This window comes from Pseudomonas sp. fls2-241-TYG-175 (assembly GCF_030209155.1).
GTDB lineage: Bacteria > Pseudomonadota > Gammaproteobacteria > Pseudomonadales > Pseudomonadaceae > Aquipseudomonas > Aquipseudomonas viridiflava.
In genome coordinates, this window is sequence record NZ_JARVSO010000039.1 from 26,133 (window position 1) to 49,771 (window position 23,639).

18 protein-coding genes are annotated in these 23,639 nt (G+C 61.6%); 8 read left to right on the plus strand and 10 right to left on the minus strand.

Annotation, left to right across the window (positions count from 1 at the left end):
* The first annotated feature begins 85 nt into the window (after positions 1–85).
* Complete coding sequence (locus QRN20_RS22675; RefSeq protein WP_088235707.1) at positions 86–1,132, plus strand: WD40/YVTN/BNR-like repeat-containing protein; 1,047 nt, start codon at positions 86–88, stop codon at positions 1,130–1,132.
* A gap of 27 nt (positions 1,133–1,159) precedes the next feature.
* Positions 1,160–3,550 (plus strand): efflux RND transporter permease subunit, encoded by a 2,391-nt coding sequence (locus QRN20_RS22680; protein WP_122575111.1) that lies wholly within the window; start codon positions 1,160–1,162, stop codon positions 3,548–3,550.
* A gap of 225 nt (positions 3,551–3,775) precedes the next feature.
* On the opposite strand, the gene QRN20_RS22685 is transcribed toward QRN20_RS22680, so the two are convergent.
* Positions 3,776–4,489, minus strand: a complete 714-nt coding sequence (locus QRN20_RS22685; RefSeq protein WP_004884509.1) for a FadR/GntR family transcriptional regulator — start codon at positions 4,487–4,489, stop codon at positions 3,776–3,778.
* A gap of 121 nt (positions 4,490–4,610) precedes the next feature.
* Positions 4,611–6,353, minus strand: coding sequence for an IlvD/Edd family dehydratase (locus QRN20_RS22690; RefSeq protein WP_025994363.1), 1,743 nt, complete (start codon positions 6,351–6,353; stop codon positions 4,611–4,613).
* Positions 6,354–6,568: 215 nt separating this feature from the next.
* Between QRN20_RS22690 and QRN20_RS22695 the strand changes: the two genes are divergently transcribed.
* The 6 genes from QRN20_RS22695 to QRN20_RS22720 all read left to right on the plus strand — a co-directional run bounded on the left by QRN20_RS22695 (position 6,569) and on the right by QRN20_RS22720 (position 12,011).
* Positions 6,569–7,882, plus strand: coding sequence for an MFS transporter (locus QRN20_RS22695; RefSeq protein WP_004884507.1), 1,314 nt, complete (start codon positions 6,569–6,571; stop codon positions 7,880–7,882).
* A 33-nt stretch (positions 7,883–7,915) separates the two neighbouring features.
* Positions 7,916–8,908, plus strand: a complete 993-nt coding sequence (gene araD1, locus QRN20_RS22700) for an AraD1 family protein (protein WP_122575112.1) — start codon at positions 7,916–7,918, stop codon at positions 8,906–8,908.
* A gap of 513 nt (positions 8,909–9,421) precedes the next feature.
* Positions 9,422–9,706: a DUF5629 family protein gene (locus QRN20_RS22705; RefSeq protein ID WP_096767730.1), complete on the plus strand. Its 285-nt coding sequence runs from the start codon at positions 9,422–9,424 to the stop codon at positions 9,704–9,706.
* Positions 9,707–9,818: 112 nt separating this feature from the next.
* Complete coding sequence (locus tag QRN20_RS22710; RefSeq protein ID WP_029243402.1) at positions 9,819–10,361, plus strand: hypothetical protein; 543 nt, start codon at positions 9,819–9,821, stop codon at positions 10,359–10,361.
* Positions 10,362–10,468: 107 nt separating this feature from the next.
* Positions 10,469–11,641 carry a lactonase family protein gene (locus QRN20_RS22715; RefSeq protein WP_122428969.1) on the plus strand — a complete coding sequence of 391 codons (1,173 nt, stop codon included), beginning with the start codon at positions 10,469–10,471 and terminating at the stop codon, positions 11,639–11,641.
* Positions 11,642–11,828: 187 nt separating this feature from the next.
* Complete coding sequence (locus tag QRN20_RS22720) at positions 11,829–12,011, plus strand: hypothetical protein (protein WP_004883855.1); 183 nt, start codon at positions 11,829–11,831, stop codon at positions 12,009–12,011.
* Positions 12,012–12,257: 246 nt separating this feature from the next.
* Here the strand turns inward: QRN20_RS22720 and QRN20_RS22725 are convergent, their stop codons facing one another.
* From QRN20_RS22725 to QRN20_RS22760, 8 genes are read right to left on the minus strand one after another with little or no spacing between them, the layout of a single operon-like run.
* Positions 12,258–12,857: a glutathione S-transferase gene (locus QRN20_RS22725; protein WP_122575113.1), complete on the minus strand. Its 600-nt coding sequence runs from the start codon at positions 12,855–12,857 to the stop codon at positions 12,258–12,260.
* Positions 12,854–16,501, minus strand: coding sequence for an AAA family ATPase (locus tag QRN20_RS22730; RefSeq protein WP_285361277.1), 3,648 nt, complete (start codon positions 16,499–16,501; stop codon positions 12,854–12,856). The genes QRN20_RS22725 and QRN20_RS22730 overlap by 4 nt, the downstream gene beginning before the upstream one ends.
* Complete coding sequence (locus QRN20_RS22735; RefSeq protein WP_058430589.1) at positions 16,498–17,742, minus strand: exonuclease SbcCD subunit D C-terminal domain-containing protein; 1,245 nt, start codon at positions 17,740–17,742, stop codon at positions 16,498–16,500. Before QRN20_RS22735 ends, QRN20_RS22730 begins: the two co-directional genes overlap by 4 nt.
* A gap of 39 nt (positions 17,743–17,781) precedes the next feature.
* Positions 17,782–19,440: a BatD family protein gene (locus QRN20_RS22740; protein WP_029243397.1), complete on the minus strand. Its 1,659-nt coding sequence runs from the start codon at positions 19,438–19,440 to the stop codon at positions 17,782–17,784.
* The gene (locus QRN20_RS22745; RefSeq protein WP_029243396.1) at positions 19,437–21,155 is read right to left on the minus strand and encodes a VWA domain-containing protein; all 1,719 of its coding nucleotides are present in this window, start codon (positions 21,153–21,155) and stop codon (positions 19,437–19,439) included. The genes QRN20_RS22740 and QRN20_RS22745 overlap by 4 nt, the downstream gene beginning before the upstream one ends.
* On the minus strand, positions 21,152–22,210 hold the full coding sequence (locus QRN20_RS22750) for a vWA domain-containing protein (protein ID WP_029243395.1): 1,059 nt from the start codon (positions 22,208–22,210) through the stop codon (positions 21,152–21,154). The genes QRN20_RS22745 and QRN20_RS22750 overlap by 4 nt, the downstream gene beginning before the upstream one ends.
* On the minus strand, positions 22,203–22,697 hold the full coding sequence (locus tag QRN20_RS22755) for a DUF4381 domain-containing protein (protein ID WP_025994351.1): 495 nt from the start codon (positions 22,695–22,697) through the stop codon (positions 22,203–22,205). The genes QRN20_RS22750 and QRN20_RS22755 overlap by 8 nt, the downstream gene beginning before the upstream one ends.
* Positions 22,694–23,638 carry a DUF58 domain-containing protein gene (locus QRN20_RS22760; protein ID WP_004883863.1) on the minus strand — a complete coding sequence of 315 codons (945 nt, stop codon included), beginning with the start codon at positions 23,636–23,638 and terminating at the stop codon, positions 22,694–22,696. The genes QRN20_RS22755 and QRN20_RS22760 overlap by 4 nt, the downstream gene beginning before the upstream one ends.
* Position 23,639 lies beyond the last annotated feature (1 nt).

Consider the following 23,639-nt stretch of genomic DNA (forward strand, 5'->3'; position numbering starts at 1 on the left):
AAGGTACGGCCAGAGCGCTCGCGAGCGTTTGACCCGTGCGAGCGGGCCGGTGTCAGAGCCTAATAACAATAAGAGGGGAACGTCCATGAGTGAGCCTGTCTATCGGCGCACCCGGTTACGCGCGGGCATGTCCCTGGCAATCCTGATGGCGTGCACGGTGTCTGCACCGCTCATGGCCGCGACCGATCCGGCGCCAGCCGCGACCACCAGCACGACCGGCATTTATGCCATTGAATCAGCGAAAGCCGCTCGCGGCCTGCTGCTGGACATCGCCCACGCAGGGGCTCGACTGGTCGCAGTCGGCGATCACGGCCATATTCTTTATTCCGATGATCAGGGCAAGAGCTGGGTCCAGGCCCGCGTGCCGACTCGCCAGTTGCTGACCGCCGTCTATTTTGTCGACGAACAGCACGGCTGGGCGGTGGGACACGACGCACAGATCCTCGCCAGCAGCGATGGCGGCAAGAGCTGGAACAAACAGTTCGAAGACCTTGCACGCGAGGCGCCGTTGCTGGATGTCTGGTTCAAGGACCTGCAGAACGGTCTGGCCGTCGGGGCCTACGGTGCCTTGTTGACCACCACTGACGGCGGACAGCACTGGGAAGATGTCAGTGATCGTCTGGACAACGAAGATCAATACCACCTCAACGGCATCACCCAGGTCAAGGACGCCGGGCTGTTTATCGTCGGCGAGGCTGGCAGCATGTTTCGCTCCCGTGACGAAGGGCAGACCTGGGAAAAGCTTGACGGTCCCTATCAGGGCTCGCTGTTCGGGGTGATCGGCACCGCCAGCCCGTCGACGCTGCTGGCCTATGGTTTGCGCGGCAATCTGTTCCGCTCCACTGACTTTGGTGACACTTGGCAGCCCATTGAGCTGCAGGGCGCACGCGGCCCGCTGGAATTCGGTCTGGCCAGCGCTTCGCTGCTGGCTGATGGCTCGCTGGTGCTGGTCGGCAATGGCGGCAGTGTGATGCGCAGCAGCGACGACGGCGAAACCTTTCAGGTCTTCAACCGCCCCGACCGGATCTCGCTGGCGGGTGTGACCTCCAATCTTCAAGGCAATCTGATTCTGGTAGGTCAAGGAGGCGTTCGCATCGCCTCGCCAACGGGCGCCGAGACGACCCAACAATAAGACCTTTCAGGGCGGGGACATTCAGGCATGACCAATCTTCAACACACCCAGCATTCCGGCGGAAAAGAGACCTTTCTCGAACGCCTGATCTTCAACAACCGCCCGGCCGTGATCATTCTGTGCCTGCTGGCCAGCATTTTTCTGTTCTGGCAGGCCACCCAGGTTCGCCCGTCCACCAGCTTCGAGAAGATGATTCCGCTGTCCCATCCGTTCATCCAGAACATGATGGCGCACCGCAACGATCTCGCGAACCTGGGTAACACCGTGCGTATCTCGGTGGAGGCCAAGGATGGCGACATCTTTTCCAAGCAGTACATGGAGACACTGCGCCAGATCAGCGACGAGGTGTTCTACATTCCCGGCGTCGACCGTTCCGGCCTGAAATCGCTGTGGAGCCCGAGCGTTCGCTGGACCGAAGTGACGGAGGAGGGCTTTGCCGGCGGCGAAGTGATTCCGCAGAGTTACAACGGTTCGGATGAGAGTCTGGACCTGTTGCGCAACAACATACTCAAGTCCGGGCAGGTCGGGCGGCTGGTGGCCAACGACTTCAAGTCCAGCATCATCGATGTGCCGTTGCAGGAGTCCTATCCGGACCCTGCTGACCAGGGCAAGTTGCTGGCGCTGGACTATCAGCAGTTCTCGCACCAGCTTGAAGAGAAGATTCGCGGCAAGTACGAAGCCCAGAACCCCAACATCAAGATTCACATCGTCGGTTTCGCCAAGAAGGTCGGCGATCTGATCGACGGCCTGTTTATGGTGGTGATGTTCTTCGGCATCGCCTTTCTGATCACGCTGGTTCTGCTGATCTGGTTCACCCGCTGCCTTCGCAGCACCATCGCCGTGCTGATCACCACGTTGATTGCGGTGATCTGGCAACTGGGTCTGATGCATGTCGTGGGTTTCGGTATCGACCCGTACTCGATGCTGGTGCCGTTCCTGATCTTTGCCATCGGCATTTCCCATGGCGTGCAGAAGATCAACGGTATCGCCTTGCAATCCAGCGACGCCGAAAACGCATTGATGGCGGCAAAGCGTACTTTCCGTCAGTTGTTCCTGCCGGGCATGATCGCGATTCTGGCCGACGCCGTGGGTTTCATCACGCTGCTGATCATTGATATCGGCGTGATTCGCGAGCTGGCCATCGGGGCGTCCATCGGTGTCGCGGTGATCGTGTTCACCAACCTGATCCTGCTGCCGGTGGCGATTTCCTACGCAGGCATCAGCAAGCGGGCGATCAATCGCAGCAAGCAGGATGCGGTGTCCGAGCATCCGTTCTGGCGACTGCTGTCCAACTTTGCCAGCGCAAAGGTCGCGCCGGTTTCCATTGTGCTGGCGCTGCTCGCCTTCGGTGGCGGCCTCTGGTACAGCCAGAATCTCAAGATCGGCGACCTGGACCAGGGCGCGCCGGAGCTGCGTCCCGATTCACGCTACAACAAGGACAACGCGTTCATCATCAGTCATTACTCCACCAGTTCGGACGTGCTGGTGGTGATGGTCAAGACGCCTCCAGAGGGCTGCTCGGCCTATCCGACGATGTCGGCGATCAACGAACTGGCCTGGAAGATGGAGAACACTCAGGGCGTGCAATCGGCCATCTCGCTGGTGACGGTTTCCAAGCAGGTCATCAAGGGCATGAACGAGGGCAACCTGAAATGGGAAACCCTGTCGCGTAACAAGGACGTGCTCAACAACTCCATTGCCCGTGCCGATGGCCTGTACAACAACACCTGTTCGCTGGCACCCCTGCTGGTGTTCCTCAACGACCACAAGGCCGAAACCCTTGACCGTGCTGTACATGCGGTGCAGGACTTCGCCAAAGAGAACGACCGCCCGGACATGCAGTTTCTGCTGGCTGCGGGCAACGCCGGTATCGAAGCGGCGACCAACGAGGTGATCAAGAAGTCCGAGCTGACCATCCTGATCCTGGTCTACATCTGCGTGGCCGCCATGTGCATGATCACCTTCCGCTCCTGGGCGGCCACGCTGTGCATCGTGCTGCCGCTGGTCCTGACTTCGGTGCTGGGTAACGCGCTGATGGCGTTCATGGGTATCGGCGTGAAAGTCGCGACCTTGCCGGTGGTGGCACTGGGCGTGGGGATCGGTGTCGATTACGGGATCTACATCTACAGCCGTCTGGAGAGTTTCCTGCGCGCCGGACTGCCGTTGCAGGAGGCCTATTACGAAACCCTCAAGTCCACGGGCAAGGCGGTGCTGTTTACCGGTCTGTGTCTGGCAATTGGCGTGTGCACCTGGATCTTCTCGGCGATCAAGTTCCAGGCCGACATGGGCCTGATGCTGACCTTCATGCTGCTGTGGAACATGTTCGGCGCACTGTGGCTGCTGCCAGCACTGGCGCGGTTCCTGATCAAGCCGGAGAAAATGGCGGGCAAGGTGGGGAATTCACTGTTTTCGCATTGACAGGGCGGTGGCACATGAGTGTGCCAACGCTATACAGTCGCGAGACATAAACGCAACCCCCCGTGGGAGGCGGCTTGCCGGCGATGCGGATTTTCAGTCGATACATCAGTGACTGGTCTTACGCTATCGCCGGCAAGCCGCCTCCCACGGGTTGTATGTTCAGCCAGTCATTAACGGTTTAGCCCTGTTCTGCGCTTTTCCGGGTTTGTGCATCGCACCTGCCAATCAAACCCCGCCCAGTACCACCGTCAGCGCATTGCGCGCATCGTCCAGTTGCACCAGCGAAGCATGGCGGGCGGCGAGGGCGTCGCGGTTCTGGATGGCGGTGAGGATGGCCTTGTGACGCGGCATGGCCAGCTCGTGCAGGTTGGGCCGCTTGTTGGAATACTTGAGCGCTTCGCGCAACGCCAGTGAGAGCATGTTGCACAAGTGAGCCAACAGGTCGTTGTGAGTCGCGTCGGCGATACGGCTGTGAAAATCCAGGTCAGGCTGCAGCAGGTCTTCCGGCGTCGGGGCCGCTTCCATGCGCTGGTACGCCTCATGAATCGACTCGATTTCCTCATCCGTCGCATGCTGCGCCGCCAGCGCCGCAACAGCGGGTTCGATCACCGCACGCACGCTGGTCAGCAGGTTGAAGAACTCATTCTGCGGCGAGCTCTGCATCACCCAGTGCAATACATCCGGATCCAGCAGGTGCCATTCGCGCCGTTCCTTGACCACCGTGCCGACGCGTGGCCTCGAGTAGACCAGACCCTTGGCCACCAATACCCGCGTGGCTTCACGCAGCACCGGACGGCTGACGGCGTACTCTTCGCAGAGCAGCGCCTCGGGAGGCAGTTTTTCGTCAGGTTTGAAACGACCGGATACGATCTGCATGCCCAGTTCCTGGACAATGCGCGCGTGCATGCTTTTACGGTCTGAAGGCTTTCGGTAGTCCATGGGAACGTGCGTCGATCCTGGCGGTGAGTGCCGCGCATCATAACACTGCGCATCGCCCAAGGCGGCCGCCCGTGGGAGGGGCAGCCGCTGCTCAGGACAGGGAACTGATGGCAGTCAGCGACTAGTGAGAATGCCTCGGCACTTCAGAGCCGCGGCTGCCGATCAGGAAGTCGAAATCGCAGCCCTGATCCGCTTGCATGACGTGATCGATATACAGCTGGCGATAGCCGCCCAGCAGCAATTGAGGTGGAGCCTGCCAGTCGGCCAGACGCGCCGCCAGTTCCGCTTCGGGAATGTCCAGGTGCAAACGGCCGCTGGCGCAGTCCAGTTCGATCCAGTCGCCTTCCTTGACCACCGCCAGCGGTCCGCCTGCCGCCGCTTCCGGTGCCACATGCAGCACCACGGTGCCGTAGGCCGTGCCGCTCATGCGGGCATCGGAAATCCGCACCATGTCGGTCACGCCCTGGGCCAGCAGTTTGGCCGGAAGGCCCATGTTGCCGACCTCGGCCATGCCGGGATAACCCTTGGGTCCGCAGTTCTTGAGGACCATAACGGAGGTTGCATCGATGTCCAGATCCGGATCGTTGATGCGGGCCTTGTACATCTCGAAATTCTCGAACACCACGGCGCGACCGCGATGTTGCATCAGCGCAGGTGTCGCAGCGGAAGGCTTGAGCACGGCGCCCAGCGGGGCGAGGTTGCCACGCAGCACGCAGATGCCGCCGTCGGCGCGGATCGGGTTGTCCAGCGCGCGGATCACCTGATCTTCGCCATAGATCGGCGAGTTGCAGGTGTTCTCGGCAATGCTTTTGCCGTTGACGGTCAGTGCGTCAGGGTTGGGCAGCAGACCGGCTTCGTTCATGCGTCGCAGCACGGCGGGCAGGCCACCGGCGTAGTAGAACTCTTCCATCAGGAAGCGCCCGGACGGTTGCAGGTCGACGATGGTTGGCATGCCGCGACCGACGCGGGTCCAGTCATCCAGCTCCAGATCGACACCGATGCGTCCGGCGATGGCTTTCAGGTGGATCACAGCGTTGGTCGAGCCACCGATGGCGGCGTTGACCCGGATTGCGTTCTCGAACGCGGCCTTGGTCAGGATCTTCGACAGACGCAGGTCTTCACGAACCATGTCTACAGCACGCATGCCGGACATGTGCGCGAGCACGTAGCGCCGTGAGTCCACTGCCGGAATCGCAGCGTTGTGCGGCAGCGAGGTGCCCAGTGCTTCGGCCATGCAGGCCATGGTGGATGCGGTACCCATGGTGTTGCAGGTGCCTGCCGAGCGGGACATGCCGGCTTCGGCGGACAGGAATTCATCCAGGCTGATCGTGCCGGCTTTGTAGGATTCGTGCATCTGCCAGACGATGGTGCCAGCGCCGATGTCTTTGCCTTCATGCTTGCCGTTGAGCATCGGCCCGCCAGTCACGACGATGGCCGGAATGTCGCAACTGGCCGCGCCCATCAGCAGGGCAGGAGTTGTCTTGTCACAGCCGGTCAGCAGCACCACGCCATCGATCGGGTTGCCGCGAATCGCTTCCTCGACATCCATGCTCGCCAGGTTGCGTGTGAACATCGCGGTAGGGCGCAGGTTGGATTCACCGTTGGAGAACACCGGGAATTCAACCGGCCAGCCACCGGCCTCGATCACGCCGCGTTTGACGTGTTCGGCAATCTGACGGAAGTGGGCGTTGCAAGGCGTCAGCTCGGACCAGGTGTTGCAAATGCCGATGATCGGCTTGCCTTGAAACTGATGGTCGGCGATGCCCTGATTCTTCATCCAGCTACGGTACATGAAGCCGTTCTTGTCGGCAGTGCCAAACCACTGGGCAGAACGAAGGGTCGGTTTTTTATCGGAGTCAGACATGATCGGCTCTCTTATTGTAAGACTTAATGTCGATGCTGCTGGCTAAGGTAAGCCTAAAAAACGCCGATTGGAAGAGTTGTCAGTTTAAATAGTATTACTATATAGTCGTTTTCAGTTGAGGGACGACCCTTGCCTCGGTGTTGCTGCATATCGGCACCCAGGTACTGAGGCGATCCCCGCAGGTTCCATAACAAAAACAATGGGAGACCGCCTTCATGAGCCAGGAACTGCGGCTTATACGTCGCATTACGTTCAAACTGATTCCCTTTCTGATCCTGCTTTACCTGATCGCCTACGTGGACCGCTCTGCCGTGGGCTTTGCCAAGCTGCACATGGGTGCCGACATCGGTATCGGCGACGCTGCCTACGGGCTGGGTGCCGGGCTGTTTTTCATCGGTTACTTCCTGCTGGAAATCCCCAGCAACCTGATGCTCGAACGCTTTGGCGCACGCCGCTGGTTTGCCCGGATCATGATCACCTGGGGCGCCATCACCATTGGTATGGCCTTCGTTCAGGGGCCGCACAGCTTCTACGTGATGCGCTTTCTGTTGGGCGCGGCCGAGGCGGGCTTCTTTCCTGGCGTGCTGTACTACATCACCCAGTGGTTTCCGGTCCGCCATCGCGGCAAGATCCTGGGCCTGTTCATCCTCTCGCAACCCATCGCCATGATGATCACCGGTCCCGTGTCCGGCGGTCTGCTGGGCATGGATGGCGTTTTGGGCCTGCATGGCTGGCAGTGGCTGTTCATTGTCATCGGTACCCCTGCGATTCTGCTGACCTGGCCGGTGTTGCGCTGGTTGCCTGACGGTCCGCAGCAGGTCAACTGGATGAGTCAGGACGAGAAGGACTGGCTGACCGGCGAGCTGAAGAAAGATCTGGAGGAGTACGGCCAGACCCGCCATGGCAATCCGCTGCATGCGCTCAAGGACAAGCGCGTGTTGTTGCTGGCGCTGTTCTACCTGCCCGTGACCTTGAGCATCTATGGACTTGGCCTGTGGCTGCCGACGCTGATCAAGCAGTTCGGCGGCAGTGATCTGACCACCGGTTTCGTGTCTTCAGTGCCTTACATTTTCGGGATCATCGGCCTGCTGATCGTGCCGCGCAGTTCCGACCGCCTCAACGACCGTTACGGCCATCTGGCGGTGCTGTATGTGCTGGGCGCCATCGGCCTGTTCTGCAGTGCCTGGCTGACGTTGCCGGTCGCGCAACTGGCAGCATTGTGTGTCGTGGCCTTCGCGCTGTTTTCCTGCACGGCCGTGTTCTGGACCCTGCCGGGTCGTTTCTTTGCGGGTGCCAGTGCCGCTGCCGGTATTGCGTTGATCAACTCGGTCGGCAACCTGGGCGGCTATATTGGACCGTTCGTGATCGGCGCCTTGAAAGAGGTGACCGGCAGTCTGGCGTCAGGTCTGTACTTCCTGTCCGGCGTCATGGTCTTCGGCCTGGTGCTGACCGGCATCGTTTATCACGTGCTGGAGCGCAAACATGTGCTGCCAGCCTCCGAGTTTGCCGCCAGCGCCAAGGCGCGCTAGGTCCGGCTTTTCACTGTCTGAAAGGAGATTTCCATGCGGTTGGTGCAATTTGAATTGAACAACGGTGAGCGTCGGGTCGGTCTGGTGGACGGCGATCAGGTGCGTGAAGTGCAGGGCGTAGAGAGCGTGCGCGAACTGGCACTGGCGGCGATCAAGGCCGGTTCCGGTCTGGCGCAGCAGGTCGAGCAGCGCGGTGTTGGCGAGGCGCATGATTACGCGCAACTGCTGGAAGAGCTGCGCATTCTGCCGCCACTGGATCACCCGGATCCGGCGCACTTGCTGGTCAGCGGTACGGGTCTGACGCATCTGGGTAGCGCTTCTGCCCGGGACAAAATGCATCAGCAGTCGGGCGACGAGTCAGCCATGACCGACACCATGCGCATCTTCAAGTGGGGCGTGGAAGGTGGCAAACCGCAAACCGGGCAGGTCGGTGTGCAGCCGGAATGGTTCTACAAGGGCGATGGCAGCATTGTCGTGCGTCCGGGCGAGTCGTTCTCGCTGCCGCCGTTCGCTGAAGATGGCGGGGAAGAGCCGGAGTTGAGCGGTCTGTACGTGATCGGCCACGACCACAAGCCTTACCGGCTGGGCTACGCGATCGGCAATGAATACTCCGACCACATCATGGAGCGCCGCAATTACCTGTACCTGGCCCACTCCAAGCTGCGCGCCTGCTCGTTCGGGCCGGAACTGCGCGTGGGTGATCTGCCGCAGAACCTGTCGGGCACCAGCAAGGTCTGGCGTGACGGTAAAGTGCTGTGGGAGAAAGAGTTCCTCAGCGGCGAGGCCAACATGTGCCACAGCCTGGAAAACCTTGAGTACCATCACTTCAAATACGCCCAGTTCCTGCGTCCTGGTGACGTGCACGTACACTTCTTCGGCACCGCGACGCTGTCCTTCGCCGACGGCATCCGGACCCAGCCGGGGGATAAGTTCGAAGTCAGCCAGGCTGAATTCGGCAAGCCGCTGGTCAACGGTCTGGCACCGAGCGAAGCGGTATTCCAGCCGGGTGGGATTGGCAAGCTGTGAGATAAGGGCACCCATGAAGTCTGCGCCATATCCTCGATATGACGCAGAGCGTCACAAATGGCACAGACTGAGGATTCAGTGAGCCGAGCGCATGACGTGGATAACGCTGGAGCTTGGGCACATATCTGCGCCACATTCGAGAGCGGACGCGGAGCGTCCTGGGAGGCATTCCCACGCGGAGCGTAGGAACGATCAGCGTGATCTCAAGCACGCCAATCATGCTTGTGCTCAGCGTTATGCCAAGGTCTTGCTGCAACCACGGGTTATGCATTCCGTCAGTCACTTTCGTTTTAGCCCCCGTTTTGCGCGTCTTGCGGACTTGTGTATAACGATGAGCGCGGAGCATGGGCATGATCGGTGTGCGTGAGACCACTGCTCGTTCCCACGCTCCAGCGTGGTAATGCCTCCCAGGACGCTCCGCGTCCGCTGGTGGCCGTGGCAGGGTTCGCGAAGATCATGGCAAGTCATCGCGCTATTGCCCTATCATTCGCGCTTTTGCAGCCGGATACCCTCATGACCACTACTTCAGACACCTTGCTCGCCGCCCTTGAAGCCTCTTCCATGCTGGAAATCGACGGTCTTCATGCCTGGGAATTTTCCCTGGGTGAAGAGCTGAACATCGAGTGCATGGACGGACGCGAGCGCAAGGTATGGCGTTTCACGCTGGATCAGGTCAAGGCTGCGGTCTTCGACGAGTCGCTGCAAAGCTGGGTCGTCAACGATGGCAACGCCGACCACCGCATCGTCTGCCTCGATGCGTTCACGCCTAGCGATGAAGACGACGCCGACGAAGCTTGATCCAGATCAAGTGCGCTTCACCGGTTAGCCGCTAGATTCGACGCTGTACACACTGGCTTCGCCAGTGTCGGCCCAATGGACTGGGCCGAAACCAAAAAGATAGGGAGATCCAATGTCTACTCAAGGTGCGTTGAGTCGTGCACGTCTGTTGCCGACGTTTCTGGGCGTCCTGCTGCTGGGGCTGGGCGTGATCATGGTCATTGGCGGCTTCAGGCTGTCGGGCCTGGGCGGTTCCTTCTACTACATGCTTTGTGGGTTCGGCTTCTCGGCCATCGGTATTTTGCTGGTGATCGGGCTGCGCTTCGCTGTTTGGCTGTTCACGCTGATGCTGTTGCTGAGCACAGTATGGGCGCTATGGGAAGTTGGCCTGGACCGTCAACGCCTGATGCCGCGTCTGTTCGTGTGGTTTCTGGTCGGGCTGGTGCTGGTGCTGCCGGTTGCGCGTCAGGCGCTCAAACCGTCCCGTCAGCGGGTATCCGTCAGCAGCCTCATCATCGCTTTGATCTTGGCGGGCATCACGCTCGACCCCATTGGTCAGCTCAAGTACTTCACTCACCATACGCAGGAAATCGTGGCCACGCTGGTTCCGGGCATGGAGCTGCCGTGGGTGTCATTTGCCGAGGCACAAGCCGGGTTCCGGCAGCCGGAAGGCTAGTCGGCGCAGATCCATTGCAGGCTCTGCAAAACTACACCCCGTTGTCAGTGTCATAGAGCTGATTGCCGCGTGACAGGCGTCATAACTTCAACAAAAGGGATGCCCCCATGCCCCACAAAATTCTGCCTTGGCTGGCAATGGCCAGTGCCATGAGCGCTTTCACCCTACAGGCTCAAACCATGACCGATTCCGAATTGCTGCTGGGTTCCTATACCCAGGGAACAAGCGAGGGGATCTACCGTTTTGGCTTCGACAGCAAGACCGGCATGATCAGCCCCAAGCCGCTTCAAGTGATCAAGACCGAGAACCCGTCCTGGCTGACGGTCTCCAGAGACCAGCGTTACCTGTTCGTCGTCAACGAGAACGGCCCTGGCCAGACCGACACGGTGGGTAAGGTCAGCAGTTTCTCCATCGAACCCAAGACCTTCAAGGTTGCGCCGATCAATCAGGTCGAAACCAAGGGCGAGGAGCCGACTCACTCGAGCCTGAGCAAGGACGGCCGCTACCTGTTCGTGGCGAACTACGCTGTAAACCCTGATCCGGGTGGCGCGTTGTCCGTGATGCCGGTCGGCAAGAATGGCCAGTTGAGTGATGCCGTTCAGGTCCTGCCATTGGGCCCTGGCAGCAAGGTCAATCCGGAACGGCAGGCCTCGTCCCATGTTCACCTCGCAGTGCCGACTCCGGATGGCAATTACGTGGTAACGGCCGACCTGGGTGCCGACAAGCTGTTCGTCTACCGCTACAACGCCGATCAGGCCAAACCGCTGCAACCTGCCAAGGTGCCGACCGTGCAGTTGCCTGCGGGCAGTGGTCCACGTCATGTGCTCTTCAGCAGCGATGGTAAACATGCCTGGCTGGTACTGGAAATGTCGGCTCAGGTAGTGGTGTTCGACTACCTGGACGGCGGCTTCAAGCAAACCCAGATCCTGGACATGAAAAACAAGGGCGTTGACCAGAAGAACGGCGGCGGCGCCTTGCACGCCTCACCCGACGGCAAGTTCCTGTACGTGACCAACCGTGGCGAGGCCAACCAGGTCGTGGTGTTCCGCATCGACCCTGCCAGCGGGAAGCTTGAGGAAATCCAGCGTCGCACTGTTGAAGGCAAGGAGCCTCGTGAGTTCAGCTTCGACCCCAGCGGCAGGTTCATGCTGTTTGCCAATCAGAAGAGTAACCAGATCGTGACGGTACGCCGTGATCCGCAAACCGGCATGGTTGGCGAAACGGTGCAGAAACTCGACGTGGATGCACCTTCTTATGTGCATTTTCTGAGCGACAAATAGGATACAAACGCTTCAGCCCACGCAAACCGTGGGCTGAAGCCGTTATCAATCCTGATGATATAAGTTAGTGCTACAAAAGATTTCTGCTGAATCACCCTCAGGCGTAAGTTTGAGTCACGGCCAAGACGGCCAGAACTCAAAGCAGCACAGAAGCAGCGTGCAGCGCCGACATAGAGAGGTGACCAACATGAACTTCAATCTTTTCTCCATCATTGCTGCATCGGCTATTTCCGCTTCCGTGGCACTTCCTGCCAGCGCCAGTGTTGAAGTCAGCGACAAGAAAGCCCACGCGACACAGACCTACACAACCAAGTATCTGCAACAAAGCGCCAACTTCTACGCCGCGCTGGATCACAAGTCCGCCCAGTGAAACGTGCGTGAATCCATTCCCCGTTAACGAAGGTTTCGATACCGGGGAATGGATTCGTGAACGGCAATGCTTTCGCGAGCATGTTCGCCCACACAGGTCCACGCGACCACTGCCCATTGCGTGGCAGACAAGGCATGGACTGTTACGTGAGCCTGCTCGCGAAAGCGTTGAATCCCCTTGACCCCGTTACCTCATCCGTAACGGGGCTTTTTTTGTGCCGGAAAAAGACAGTCATGGGCAATTGGTCTATTTGCGCATGACCGCTTCAAACAGATCGGAGTCCAGAAAGCGCTGCAGCCAGTTGCGCAAGGCAGGGTAGGGACTTTGCGCAAACCAGTCCGGATCGACAAAGCAGAACTGGCGAATGAACGGCGCGAGGGCGATGTCAGCCAGTGTCTGTCGTTCACCCAGCAGATAAGCCCCCGATTGCAGTCGATCTTCCAGCTTGTGCAGAAACATTTCGCCCAGCGCTCGGTAATGCTCGGGTGGATGCTCCGGGTGGCGCACGGCGTACTTGTAGCGGTCCAGATTCAGCTTGAAAACCTGATCGTTCTCTTCGATCAGGTCGGCGATCTGTCGTTGTCCCGAAGCGGCGTCCGCCAGCAGCCAGTCATCCGGGTCGTTCTGCGCCAGTGCCCAGTGCATGATGTCCAGACTCTGTTCCAGAACACGGTCTTCCAGAATCAGCACCGGTACTGTGCCCTTGGGCGAGCGCTCGAGCATTTCCGGCGGCTTGGCCTTGAGGCTGACTTCATGGATATCCACCTGGCAGCCCGCGTAATGCAGCGCCATGCGGGCGCGCATGGCGTATGGGCAGCGGCGGAACGAGTAAAGCATTGGCGTCATGAGCTGCCGACTTCGATGGTGCTCAGCCCGTTGCCCTGACGGCGGACCTTGATCTGTACCGGGATGCGCTCGTGCATTTCCTGAACGTGGGAAATGACGCCCACCTTGCGACCCTGAGCCTGCAGGCCGTCCAGTGCATCCATGGCCAGTTGCAGCGACTCCGGGTCGAGGCTGCCGAAGCCTTCGTCGATAAACAGCGATTCGATACGCAAGGTGCTGGACGCCATCGATGCCAGGCCCAGCGCCAAAGCCAGCGACACCAGAAAGGTTTCTCCGCCCGACAGTGAATGCACCGATCGGGTCTCGTCGCCCATCTCGGTGTCCAGCACCAGCAGGCCGAGCATGCTGCCGCCGCGCTTGAGGCGGTAGCGGCGCACCAGTTGTTTCAGTTGCGCGTTGGCGTGGTGCACCAGCAGATCGAGGTTGTAGGCCTGGGCGATCTTGCGGAATTTGTCGCCTTCGGCCGAGCCGATCAGCGCAGCCAGTCGTGCCCAGCGTTGGTATTCGCCGGTGGCGTCGTTGATGCGCGTCTGCAATTCACTGTTGGCGTTGCGGCGGCGCTGGTCTTCGCTCAGTTGCGCGCGCAGTTCGGCACAGTGCTGTTCGCTCAGGGCCGTCTGTTCCTGCGCCTGCAACAGGGCGACATTCAACGCGTCGCTGTCGGTCAGGCCGGCATGTTGCGCCTGATGCTGCTGCACGCGCTGTTCGCGTTCGTTGAGCAGGATTCGCGCCTGCTCCAGCGCTTTCTCGGCTGCCTGCGACTGCTGGCGCAACTGCTCGACCTGCTCGTCATCGTAGGTGAGGAGCGTGTCCAGCGCCGCGTCATCCAGTTCTGCGTGCTGAGTGCGCCAGTCTGTAAGGGTGGCGTCCAGCTCCGTCAGTTCCTGCTGCAAGGCCTGCTGCTGTTGCTCACCGGACTTGAGTTCGGCAGCCAGCTGTATCAGCTGACTCTGGATATCCTGCAGAGACTGGGCGGCCGAGCTTTCGGCCTGACGGGCCTGCTCGACGGCGTGTTCCAGCGTCTGCTGCCACTGCTCGGCGCTGGTGTGGTCGCCCAGCAGGTCCTGCAACCGTTGCTGGCTTGCCTGCTGCTGTTCGCTGAGGGCGGCCACGGCCTGCTGCTGTTCTGTAACACGCTGCAGACGGTTCTTCTGCTCGACCTGTTCGCTGTCGATGCGCTGCTGGCGTTCACGCTGTTCCTGCTGCTCTTCGCCTTGCTGCTCCAGTTGATCGAGGCGCTGCACCACTTGCTGCTCTAGCTGCATCACGGTGGTCGAGGCATCACTGCGCAGCCCATCCAGAGTCTGCGAAGACACCAGCGGCGCGAGTGCAGCCAGTTCTTCGTCCAGACGCTGCTGATTAGCGCTCAGTTGCTGGAGCTGTTCGGTCACGTGATGGGCTGCGGCCTGACTGGCTTCCTGCGCGGTCTGCACCGACTGCTGCAGGCGTGCGGCATCTTTCTGCAGATTGAGCAGGGCTTGCTGGCGCTGCTCGTCGCGCAGAATGATTTCGTTCAAGTGGCTGAGCTGCTGGCTCAGCCAGGCATCGCGTTTGGCAGGGTCACGGTCCAGCAACTGGGCGCCGAGCGGATGCGCTTCAAGGTCCGGAGCCAGTGTCTGATGGCGTTGCGTCAGTTGGTCGTGCTGGCGTAGCAGTTCTTTCTGCCGGGCGATGATTCCGCCGACCTGCTCGCGCAATTGGTTGCGCTGCTCGGTCAGGGTGTCGACGGCCTTTTGTGCGCTGGCCTGCTCATCTTCGTCGTGTTGGGTCAGGCTTTGCAGCAAGGCTTGCGGCTGATGCCACGGGTGCTCGGCACTGCCGCAGACCGGGCAGGGCTGGTCGTCCTGCAACTGGGTACGCAGTTCTTCGACGCTGGCGCTGCGGGCCAGACGCTGGCGCTCCAGCAACTGGCGGGTCACGTTAAGGGTCTGTTCGGCTACGGTCAGCTCGTCCTTGACCTTGATGCCCTGGGTAACCAGTGACTCGCGTTCCTGCTGGGCTTCCTGCTGCTGCCGAGTCAGCGCCTGCAATTGGTGTTCGATGTCCTGCTGGCTGGCCCACAGACGCGTCAGTTCCTCGAAAGCGCGCTGCTGCTTGCGGTTGTCCTGCAACAGGCTGCCGAGGATCTGCAGCTGTTCGGTGACGGCAGCGACTTCGCAATCGGCCTCGCGGTACAGCAATTCCAGCGCGTTGCGCTGTTCAGTCAGTTGTTGCTCGGCCTCGCTGGCGCGCTGTTGCAGCGCAGGCAGCTCACGATTGCCGTGCTTGAGGCGATTGGCAGTGAGCGTCAGGGTTTTCAGGCGGTCGCGCCACGCGTTCCAGCCTTGGGCCAGCGGTGCCAGATCGCTGCTGTCCGCCAGTTGTCCGGCGATGCGCTCAAGACGCTGGGCAACTTGTTGCTGCTGGTCGAGCAGAATGCCCAGGCCGGTCTGGCCCTGGGTGCAGAGGTGCTCGGCCTGCTGCTGGTGTTCCGAGGCCTTGGCCAATTCCTGAGCGAGGCGGTTCAGCGTGCTTTGCGCATCGAACGCCTGCTGCAACAGTGGTTTGGCGGTGTTGTGCGCCTGCTGGGCGTCCTGTAACCGAAGCTGCGCCTGGCTGCGTTGATTGTGCAACTGCTGCTGGCCGGTTTGCAGCGCGATCTGCTGCTCGTGGTGCTGGCGAATCTGCTCGGCCAGTGGCGCGAGCTGAGCGTTCAGGGTGATCCGGCGTGCGAAGCGGTGCCGTTGCGGACCGAGGCGTTCAAGCTGCCCCAGTGTCTGACGCTGGCTGCTCTGGTCGTCCCACACCTGCTGCGCGCCGGTCAGGCTTTCCTGAGCGGCGAGTTGTTCGTCGCGCAGCCGATGCAGTTCGGTCAGCCATTGCTGCTGCAGTTCCAGCTGGCGCTGTTGAGCCTGATGGAGCTTGAGCTGTTGCTGGGCATCGCTCATGCGCTGCTCGAGCTCGGCAAGCTGTTCGGGATCCAGCGGGCTGATATGACTGGCCTGGGCGGTCAGGGCCTTGAGGGCTTCTTCGGCTTCCTTGCTCTTACTGTAGGCGCGTCGCCCGAGCTGGCTGTAGATCGCCGTGTTGGTCAGCTTCTCCAGCAGTTCGCTGCGTTCCTTGTCGTCGGCCTTGAGAAAGGCGCTGAACTCGCTCTGGGCGAGCATCACGGCACGGGTGAACTGTTCGAAATTGAGGCCCAGACGGCTTTCGATCAGTTGCTCGAATTCGCGTTTGCTCTGATTGCTGAGGATCTGCTCGCTGTCCAGATCGGTCAGGGTCTGGCGGCTGGCCTGAAGTTTCTTCGCGGCGTTGTCCCGCGCGCGGTTGGTTTCCCAGCGTGCCCTATAGCGGCGTTGGTCGATGCCGATGAAGTCCACTTCGGCGTAACCGCTGCCGGTGCCACGGCGCAGCAGGGTGCGTGGATCGCTGGTGGTAATGTCGCCGTCGATGTCGGGGACCTTCGACTGGCCGATGTTGCTCAGCCGCGGAATGGCCCCGAACAGCGCCAGGCACAACGCATCGAGCAGCGTGCTCTTGCCTGCACCGGTCGGGCCGGTAATGGCGAACAGGCCGGCGCTGGCCAAGGGTTCTGCGGTGAAGTCCAGTTCGAACGGTCCGGCCAGCGAGGCCAGGTTTTTCAGGCGAATGGCAAGAATCTTCATGGCTGTTCGCTCTCCTGCTGCACTTCACGCAACAGTGTGGCGAAGTCGGTCAGGGTCTGTTCATCGACCTCGCTGCCGAAGTTGTCCTGCCAGGCGCGGCTGAACAGTTCCTGCGGGCTGAGCTGATCCAGTTCGATCAGCGCGGCATCGTCATCACTGCCGACGGCGCTGCCCTTGCCTGCGTATTCGGCACCGATGCGCACCAGTCGCACGGCCTTGCCCTGCAGGGCGGTTTCGATCTGGTTGCGCAGGTCCGGCTGCGGCTCGTCGAGGCGCACGCGCACCTCCAGCCACGGCTGTCGATCCGGGTCGGCCAACAGATCGACGTTGGGCAGTTCCTTGAGCTGCACCAGCAGTTCGGCCAGCGGTGCAGGGCCCAGGCGTTGCAGGTTGACGGCGCGTGGAATCAGGCAGGTGTCGACGCTGGTCAGGGTTTCACCGTCGCAGTTGATTTCCAGAATCTGGTGCTGATAGCCGATTTCCGAGAATGACAATGGGATCGGCGAGCCACTGTAGCGAATGCGCTCTTCACCGTTGACCCGTTGCGGCTTGTGCAGATGGCCGAGGGCGACGTAGGTGATGCTCGGCCCGAACAGGCTGGCGGGCAGGGCTTCGGCGTTGCCGATGATCAGGCTGCGCTCGGAGTCTTCGGACACCGAACCACCGGCCATGTGCGCATGACTCACGGCGATCAGCGCCTGACCTGGCTGGCGTTTGAGGTTGGCGGCTTCGATCAGGCGCTCGTGAACTCTGGCGATACCTTTCAGGTAATCGTCGCCCAGCGTCGGGCCGGTGACTTCGGCGGGGCGCAGGAATGGCAACGCCAGGCACCACGCTCGGACCTGACCTTCCGCATCGGGCAGTGGCAATAGCAGCCGCTCGGCGTCCAGCACGCCTTCATCCAGCCATAACACACGGCCGAGCGCGTGGGTGCGCAGACGACGCATCAGCGGCGCGGGCAGTTCGATGCGCGAGCCTGAGTCGTGGTTTCCGGCGATCATGACGATGGTTAGCAGCGGGTTCTGTTCGTGGGCATTGACGATGAAGTCGTACAGCCGCTCCTGGGCTTTGACCGGCGGGTTGACGGTGTCGAAGATGTCGCCCGCGATCAACAGCACATCAGGCTGGCGCTCGGCCAGACGCGCCAGCAGCCAGGTCAGAAAGCAGGCGTGTTCGAAATCGCGCTCCTGACCGTGAAGGTTCTGACCCAGATGCCAGTCGGAGGTGTGAAACAGACGCATTGAATTACCTTGTCATCAAAAGGGTGGCCGACTGCATCCTCACTTGGGATACAGCGGCGGCAACCCGGCATCGCCTGCCGGGTCCTGAATGTGTTCGGCGGCGGGCAGGGTGCGGATCGCACGCCACAGGTCCTCGCCCAGCCAGAGTTTACCGGTCTCACTGTAGAGTGCGCCGTTCAGGCCATCCAGTGCATCGGACAGCGGCACGAAACGGGCCGCCATGTCGGCCAGGGTTTCCGGTTGTTGGCGCGCCCAGGCATCCAGGGCCTGGCGCGTGGCCTGCGGGTCGTTGGCCAGACAGGCGCGCTTGAGGTCGTCCAGCACAGTACGCGGGCTGGGGCCTGCCTGCACGGTTTTGGCGATTGCCGGCTGGCCGCGCGCGCGCCACCAGAGCAGGCAGGCCAGCAAGGTCGTGAAGGCGAAGAACAGCGTGCTCATCTGCCACGGCCAGACCGGTGGGCCGATGACGGTCAGGCCACTCATGTCGTTGCTGACCGGTGTGTCAACGCCCAGTCCGGGGTTGCCGCTGATCTGCAAGGTGCGGGCGGGCAGGCTTGTGTGCTCCAGGTGGTCTTCGCGGGTGTTCCACCAGGTGACTTCCACCGCAGGCAGATCAATTGCGCCGGCACGGGTGGGCACCAGCGCTTCGCGTTCTTCACGGGTGCCGATCAGGCCTCGTTCGCTGGGCAGGTTGCGCAGTTGCGGCTGGTCCGGATAACGGCGCAGGCCGGGTACTTCGGTGGCAGGCAAGGGCGGTAATTGCGCACCGGCCAAACCTTCGGCCTTGAGAATGAGGGTGCGTGTCAGTGAATCGCCGACCTGAGTCTTGCCCGGTTCCGGGCTCCAGCTCTCTTCAAGGCTGACGGTGCGGGCCGGGAGCCATGGCACCTGAGTCGGGTAGTCCGCAGGTACCGCTCTGACGTTCAGCGGGATCTCGGCGGAACTGACGCGCATCACCTTGCCCGGTTGCGGGCCGAACGGGTTGGCGTCCTGATTCGCTGCACTGCTGGCCTGAGGCTGCACCTGCGTCGCGCTGAACACCTGAGGCGGAATGGTCAAGACTCCGCTGTGCTGGGGATAGAGCGCATAGCGCATCTCGATGACCCCGTGGCGCACGCTGTTGATCAGCTTTTCGTAGGTACGCGAATCGCCCAGCTTCTCGATGCGGGCGTCCGGCACCTGCAGCGGGCTGAGGCTGCTGTCGTCGAACAACTGCACGGAGTGGTAGATGCGCAGGGTCAGCACGACCTGAGCCTGAACGTAGACGCTGTCCTGATCCAGCGTCGCCTCGATGAACACCGGTGCCAGTTGCCGATCCTGTTCCCTGGCTTCGTTCTGAATCACTTGCAGAGTCAGTGGCTGGCTTTTCAGGTCGCCCAGTTGCAGGGAAGGAATCGTGACGCTGCCGGTTTGCCGTGGCAGCAGGGTGACGATCCAGCGCGTGGTTGCCTGATTGTTGGTGCCCAGGGTCGTCAGTCGGTTGACCTGACGGGTGTCGCGCACCTCGAAGTCGCTGTCCAGCACGGTCAGGTCGGGCTTGCCGAACTGCGTGACGTCGTCGGTTTCCAGCGTCAGCTCGAAGGTTTCCCCGGCGTTCAGCCGTGTGCGGTCGACGCTGGCCGTCAGTTCGGCCGCGTGTGACGACAGGACAGACAGGCTCAGCAGCAGGCCGGTCAATAAGGGGTACGCGCGACTCATCGGGTCTTTTCCTGATGTTGCTGTTCGTAGCGGAATTTGCGCCGCAGCAGTTCGCCCGGATCGTCCGGAATCTGTCTCAGCCACTGCTCCAGTTCCTGACGTCGTTCGCTGGTGACGGGACGGTCGGCAGGCTGCAGGGGCGGGCGAGTGGTCTGTTCATCGTCTGTCGATGGGCCGGAAGACTGCAGGCCGGACGTGTCCGGAGGCAGGCTTTCGCTGCTGTTGTCCTCACTTGGCCGGGCAGTGTCCTGTTCGGAGGGCGAATGGTTGCTGGTCTGGTCCTGCGTGCCATTCTGGCCTGCTTCATCCTGCTCGGGTTTTTCCGGTTTGTCCTGTTCGGGTTGAGCCGCATTGGCCTGATCCAGAAGATTCTGAACCAGTGCACGGTTGTTCACTGCTGCGGGGAAGTCCGGCTGCCGTTCGAGCGCCTGTTCATAGGCGTCCAGTGCCGCTTCCAGTTCGCCACTGCGGGCCAGCGCATTGCCACGGTTGTAATGATCGGCGGCTGTGTTTCCTTCAGCAAAGCGTTGCGCTGCGCTGGCGTAATCCCCGGCTTCGTAGAAGGCGATACCTTTCCACCGTGGGTCTTCAAAGCGTTGTGCGGCTTCTGCCGGTCGGCGCTGTTCCAGCAGGCGTTGACCCTGCTGATCCGGGCGCAGCCACAGGTCCTGAAATTCGAACGCCTGACTGGTCTGCGGAAACATGAACAGCAGCGGCAGGCAGAACAGCCAGCCGCGGCGACCCGCACAGGCGGCGATCAACAGCAGCGGCAGCAGAAACCAGTGACCCTGATCGGCCCAGGTGTCGAGCTGCACGATCTGCCCGTCGCTGCGCAGGCGTTGCGGGCTGGCGAGCAGGCCAAGGCTGCGCAGGTCCTCTTCATCAGCCCGCGCCTGACGGTAGCTGCCGCCGACCTGCTCGGCAAAGTCATTGAGGCTGGTGCTGTCCAGACGCGGCACCATGATCGCGCCCTGATCGTCCTTGAGCAGGCTGCCGTTTTCCTGAGTCACTGGAGCACCTTCGGCGGTTCCAATACCCAGTATCAACAAGGGCGGCGACTGACCGCGCAGGGCCTGACGGATGCCGTCGCGCTCCTGTTCACTCAAGGACGAGCCGATCAGCAGAATCCTGCCCTGGCCCAGCGCACCCTGCTTGAGCAGGTTCAGCGCCTTGACGACCGCCAGATCGGCACGCTGGCCCGGGACCGGCATGATCGACGGCCTGATCGCCTCCAGCAGGTTGTGGCTGGTCACCAGATCGTCGGACAGCGGCACCAGCGTGTGGGCGCTGCCCGCGTAGACCACGATGGCGGTCTGTGAGTCGCTGCGCAGTTGCAACAGATCGAGCAGTTTGCGTCGCGCCTGTTCCAGACGTGTCGGGGCAATGTCGGTGGCGAGCATCTGCGGGGTGAGTTCCAGCACCACCACCAGCGGATCGACCGGCTTCTGGCTGATCTGCTCGACACGCTGCCAGCTGGGACCAAGCAGCGCGGCCAGCGCCAGCAGCCAGGCCAGCGCCAGTACCACCCACGGCAGTTTGCTGTTGCTGCCGCGACTGCCGTTCAGCAACACGGCATGAAAGGCGGCGGGCAGGATGATCTGCCAGCGTCCGGCGCGTTTCTGCCGATGCCAGAGTTGCCAGATCAACAGCGCCAGCAAGGGCACGATCAGCAGCCACCATGGACGGAACCAGTGTGGCCAGAGGGAGGCGATCATCGCGACCTCCACAGACGTTCGACGCGCTCACGCCAGCCGAAAGCGCGCAGGCTGACGAGTGCCCGTTGCACGGCGTTGTTGGGCCACAGGCTGCGGATCACCAGCAACACGCTCAGCAGCAGCGCCAATGACAAGGGCCACTGATACAGCACTTGCGCCGGGCGGGCCTGGGTGGGTTGCTGGGCGACCGGTTCGAGCGAGTCGAGGGTGGCGCGGATCTTTTCCAGTTGCTCGCCATCGCGGGCGCGGAAGTATTGGCCGCCGCTAAGGCTGGCAATGTCCTTGAGGGTCGGCTCATCCAGGTCCAGGCTCGGGTTCAGGCCCAGCAGTCCCTGTATGCCGCTCTTGTCAGGGTCTGAGCCGATGCCGATGGTGTAGATCCGAACGCCTTCGTTTGCTGCCAGCCGTGCCGCCGTGATCGGGTCGATCTGCCCGCCGTTGTTGGCGCCATCGGTGACCAGCACCAGAACGCGGCTATTGGCCGGACGCAGGCGCAGGCGTTTGAGCGCAAGACCGATGGCGTCGCCGATGGCTGTGTTTTTGCCCGCGATGCCGATTTTCGCCTCGTCCAGCCAGATACGCACTGTGCGGCGGTCGAACGTCAGCGGGGCCTGAACGAAGGCCTGACTGCCGAACAGGATCAGGCCGACCCGATCACCCTGACGGCCCTCGAGAAAATCGCCCAACAGATGCTGAACCAACACCAGTCGGCTGACTTCGTCGCTCTGCCATTGCATGTCCGGGTAATCCATGGAGCCGGAAACATCCACGGCCACCAGCAGGTCGCGGCCGCTGGCAGCCACGGGAAGCGGCTCGCCAAGCCATTGCGGGCGGGCGGCGGCGATCAGCAGAAACAGCCAGATGAGCAGGAACGGCGAGCGCTGTCGCCACGCGGGCAGGTTGGCCTTGGCGCGCCGACCGCTCAAACCTTCGAGTTCGTTGAGGAAGCTGACCTTGAGCGCGGCTTCGCCGCTGTCGGCCATCGGCAACACGAAGCGCATCAGCCAGGGCAGCGGCAGCAGGGCGAAGACCCAGGGCCAGACGAACTCAAACATGTTTGCGAATCCAGATATCGACGGCCTGGGTCAGGCCGCTGATGGCCTTGTCATCGAGTTTGCATTCGGGTTTGTAAGCACCTTCAACAAGGATCATCCAGCGCGTCAGGCCTGCGGCCGGGCAGCGGTTATCGAGAAACGCCAGCCATTTACGACCGTTGAGGGTATGGCTCTGGCTGTGTGGATAGTGGTTGCGGCACAGGCGCTTGAGCAGGCCGTTGATCTGTTGCAGCCAGGCACCGGCGGGGGCGCCGTCATAGGGTTTGGGCAGGCTGGCCAGTTCAGCCAGCGCCGCGACCCGCACGGGATCAAGCGGCTGCTCGCTGCGGCTTTTGCTGACCTTGACCGGCAACAGCGTGCGCAGCCGCCAGATGCCCCAGCCCAGCGCGGGGATCAACAGCAACAGCAGCCACCAACCCGGCGCAGGAGGCCAGAAGCCGATGGCTTCAGGGGCGATCAGGGGTTGCAACTGATCCAGTGGATTCATTTGCGCTTCACCGGACGCTGGGCGTTGAGGTATTCACGCAATTGCTCGACCAGTTCGAACTGGGTGCTCAACGGCATCAGCAGCACGCGCAGTTTCTGCGCAAGCAGTTCCCAGCGCGCCGAGCGCTCCTCACCCTGAACGCGATAGGCGCGACGCAGTTCGGGATCAAGGGTGTCGAGTTCCAGTTGTGCACCGCGCTCGGCAAATCGCAACAGACCTGCCGCAGGCAGCGCGCGGTCCAGCGGGTCGGACAGCGGCAATAACAACAGGTCGCTGTGGCGCGCCAGCAGGGTGAGTTGCTGCTCAGCGGCATCGGACAGGGCACGCTCGTCACAAAGCACGATGACCAGACTGCCGGGACGCAGCACCTCACGGGCACGCCGCAGGGCGGTACCGAACGCATCACGGTCGGCGGGGATTTCGGTGTGCAACGACTGATTGACCCGCACCAGCCGGTTGAGCAGCTGTAAAAGGCTCTGTTTACTGCGCCGGGGTTTGATCTCGTAATGCTCGTTGTCGCCGAACACCAGCCCGCCCACTCGGTCATTGTGTTCCAGTGCGGCCCAGCCGATCAGCGCCGCGGCCTGTGCAGCCAGTACCGACTTGAACATCTGTCCGGAGCCGAAGAACAGGCGACGGCTCTGTTCCACCAGAATGAAAATCGGCCTCTCGCGTTCTTCGTGGAACAGTTTGGTGTGTGGCTCCTGCGTACGTGCGGTCACTCGCCAGTCGATGCTGCGCACATCGTCGCCTGCCTGATAGACCCGCACCTGATCGAAGTCCACCCCTCGGCCACGCAGCTTGGAGTGGTGCAGGCCGATCAGCGGGCTGCGCTGGCTCGGCGTCGAAAAAAGCTGCACTTCCCGCACGCGATGGCGCATCTCGATCAGCTCGCTGAGCGTGACGCGAATGCCCGGTTGTGGGATCAGGTAGGGTTGCATG

Bases quoted from the DNA above. Each gene is read 5' to 3' on its own strand.
- QRN20_RS22675 (WP_088235707.1), top strand. From the start codon at position 86: ATGAGTGAGCCTGTCTATCGGCGCACCCGGTTACGCGCGGGCATGTCC.
- QRN20_RS22680 (WP_122575111.1), top strand. From the start codon at position 1,160: ATGACCAATCTTCAACACACCCAGCATTCCGGCGGAAAAGAGACCTTT.
- QRN20_RS22685 (WP_004884509.1), bottom strand. From the start codon at position 4,489: ATGGACTACCGAAAGCCTTCAGACCGTAAAAGCATGCACGCGCGCATT.
- QRN20_RS22690 (WP_025994363.1), bottom strand. From the start codon at position 6,353: ATGTCTGACTCCGATAAAAAACCGACCCTTCGTTCTGCCCAGTGGTTT.
- QRN20_RS22695 (WP_004884507.1), top strand. From the start codon at position 6,569: ATGAGCCAGGAACTGCGGCTTATACGTCGCATTACGTTCAAACTGATT.
- araD1 (WP_122575112.1), top strand. From the start codon at position 7,916: ATGCGGTTGGTGCAATTTGAATTGAACAACGGTGAGCGTCGGGTCGGT.
- QRN20_RS22705 (WP_096767730.1), top strand. From the start codon at position 9,422: ATGACCACTACTTCAGACACCTTGCTCGCCGCCCTTGAAGCCTCTTCC.
- QRN20_RS22710 (WP_029243402.1), top strand. From the start codon at position 9,819: ATGTCTACTCAAGGTGCGTTGAGTCGTGCACGTCTGTTGCCGACGTTT.
- QRN20_RS22715 (WP_122428969.1), top strand. From the start codon at position 10,469: ATGCCCCACAAAATTCTGCCTTGGCTGGCAATGGCCAGTGCCATGAGC.
- QRN20_RS22720 (WP_004883855.1), top strand. From the start codon at position 11,829: ATGAACTTCAATCTTTTCTCCATCATTGCTGCATCGGCTATTTCCGCT.
- QRN20_RS22725 (WP_122575113.1), bottom strand. From the start codon at position 12,857: ATGACGCCAATGCTTTACTCGTTCCGCCGCTGCCCATACGCCATGCGC.
- QRN20_RS22730 (WP_285361277.1), bottom strand. From the start codon at position 16,501: ATGAAGATTCTTGCCATTCGCCTGAAAAACCTGGCCTCGCTGGCCGGA.
- QRN20_RS22735 (WP_058430589.1), bottom strand. From the start codon at position 17,742: ATGCGTCTGTTTCACACCTCCGACTGGCATCTGGGTCAGAACCTTCAC.
- QRN20_RS22740 (WP_029243397.1), bottom strand. From the start codon at position 19,440: ATGAGTCGCGCGTACCCCTTATTGACCGGCCTGCTGCTGAGCCTGTCT.
- QRN20_RS22745 (WP_029243396.1), bottom strand. From the start codon at position 21,155: ATGATCGCCTCCCTCTGGCCACACTGGTTCCGTCCATGGTGGCTGCTG.
- QRN20_RS22750 (WP_029243395.1), bottom strand. From the start codon at position 22,210: ATGTTTGAGTTCGTCTGGCCCTGGGTCTTCGCCCTGCTGCCGCTGCCC.
- QRN20_RS22755 (WP_025994351.1), bottom strand. From the start codon at position 22,697: ATGAATCCACTGGATCAGTTGCAACCCCTGATCGCCCCTGAAGCCATC.
- QRN20_RS22760 (WP_004883863.1), bottom strand. From the start codon at position 23,638: ATGCAACCCTACCTGATCCCACAACCGGGCATTCGCGTCACGCTCAGC.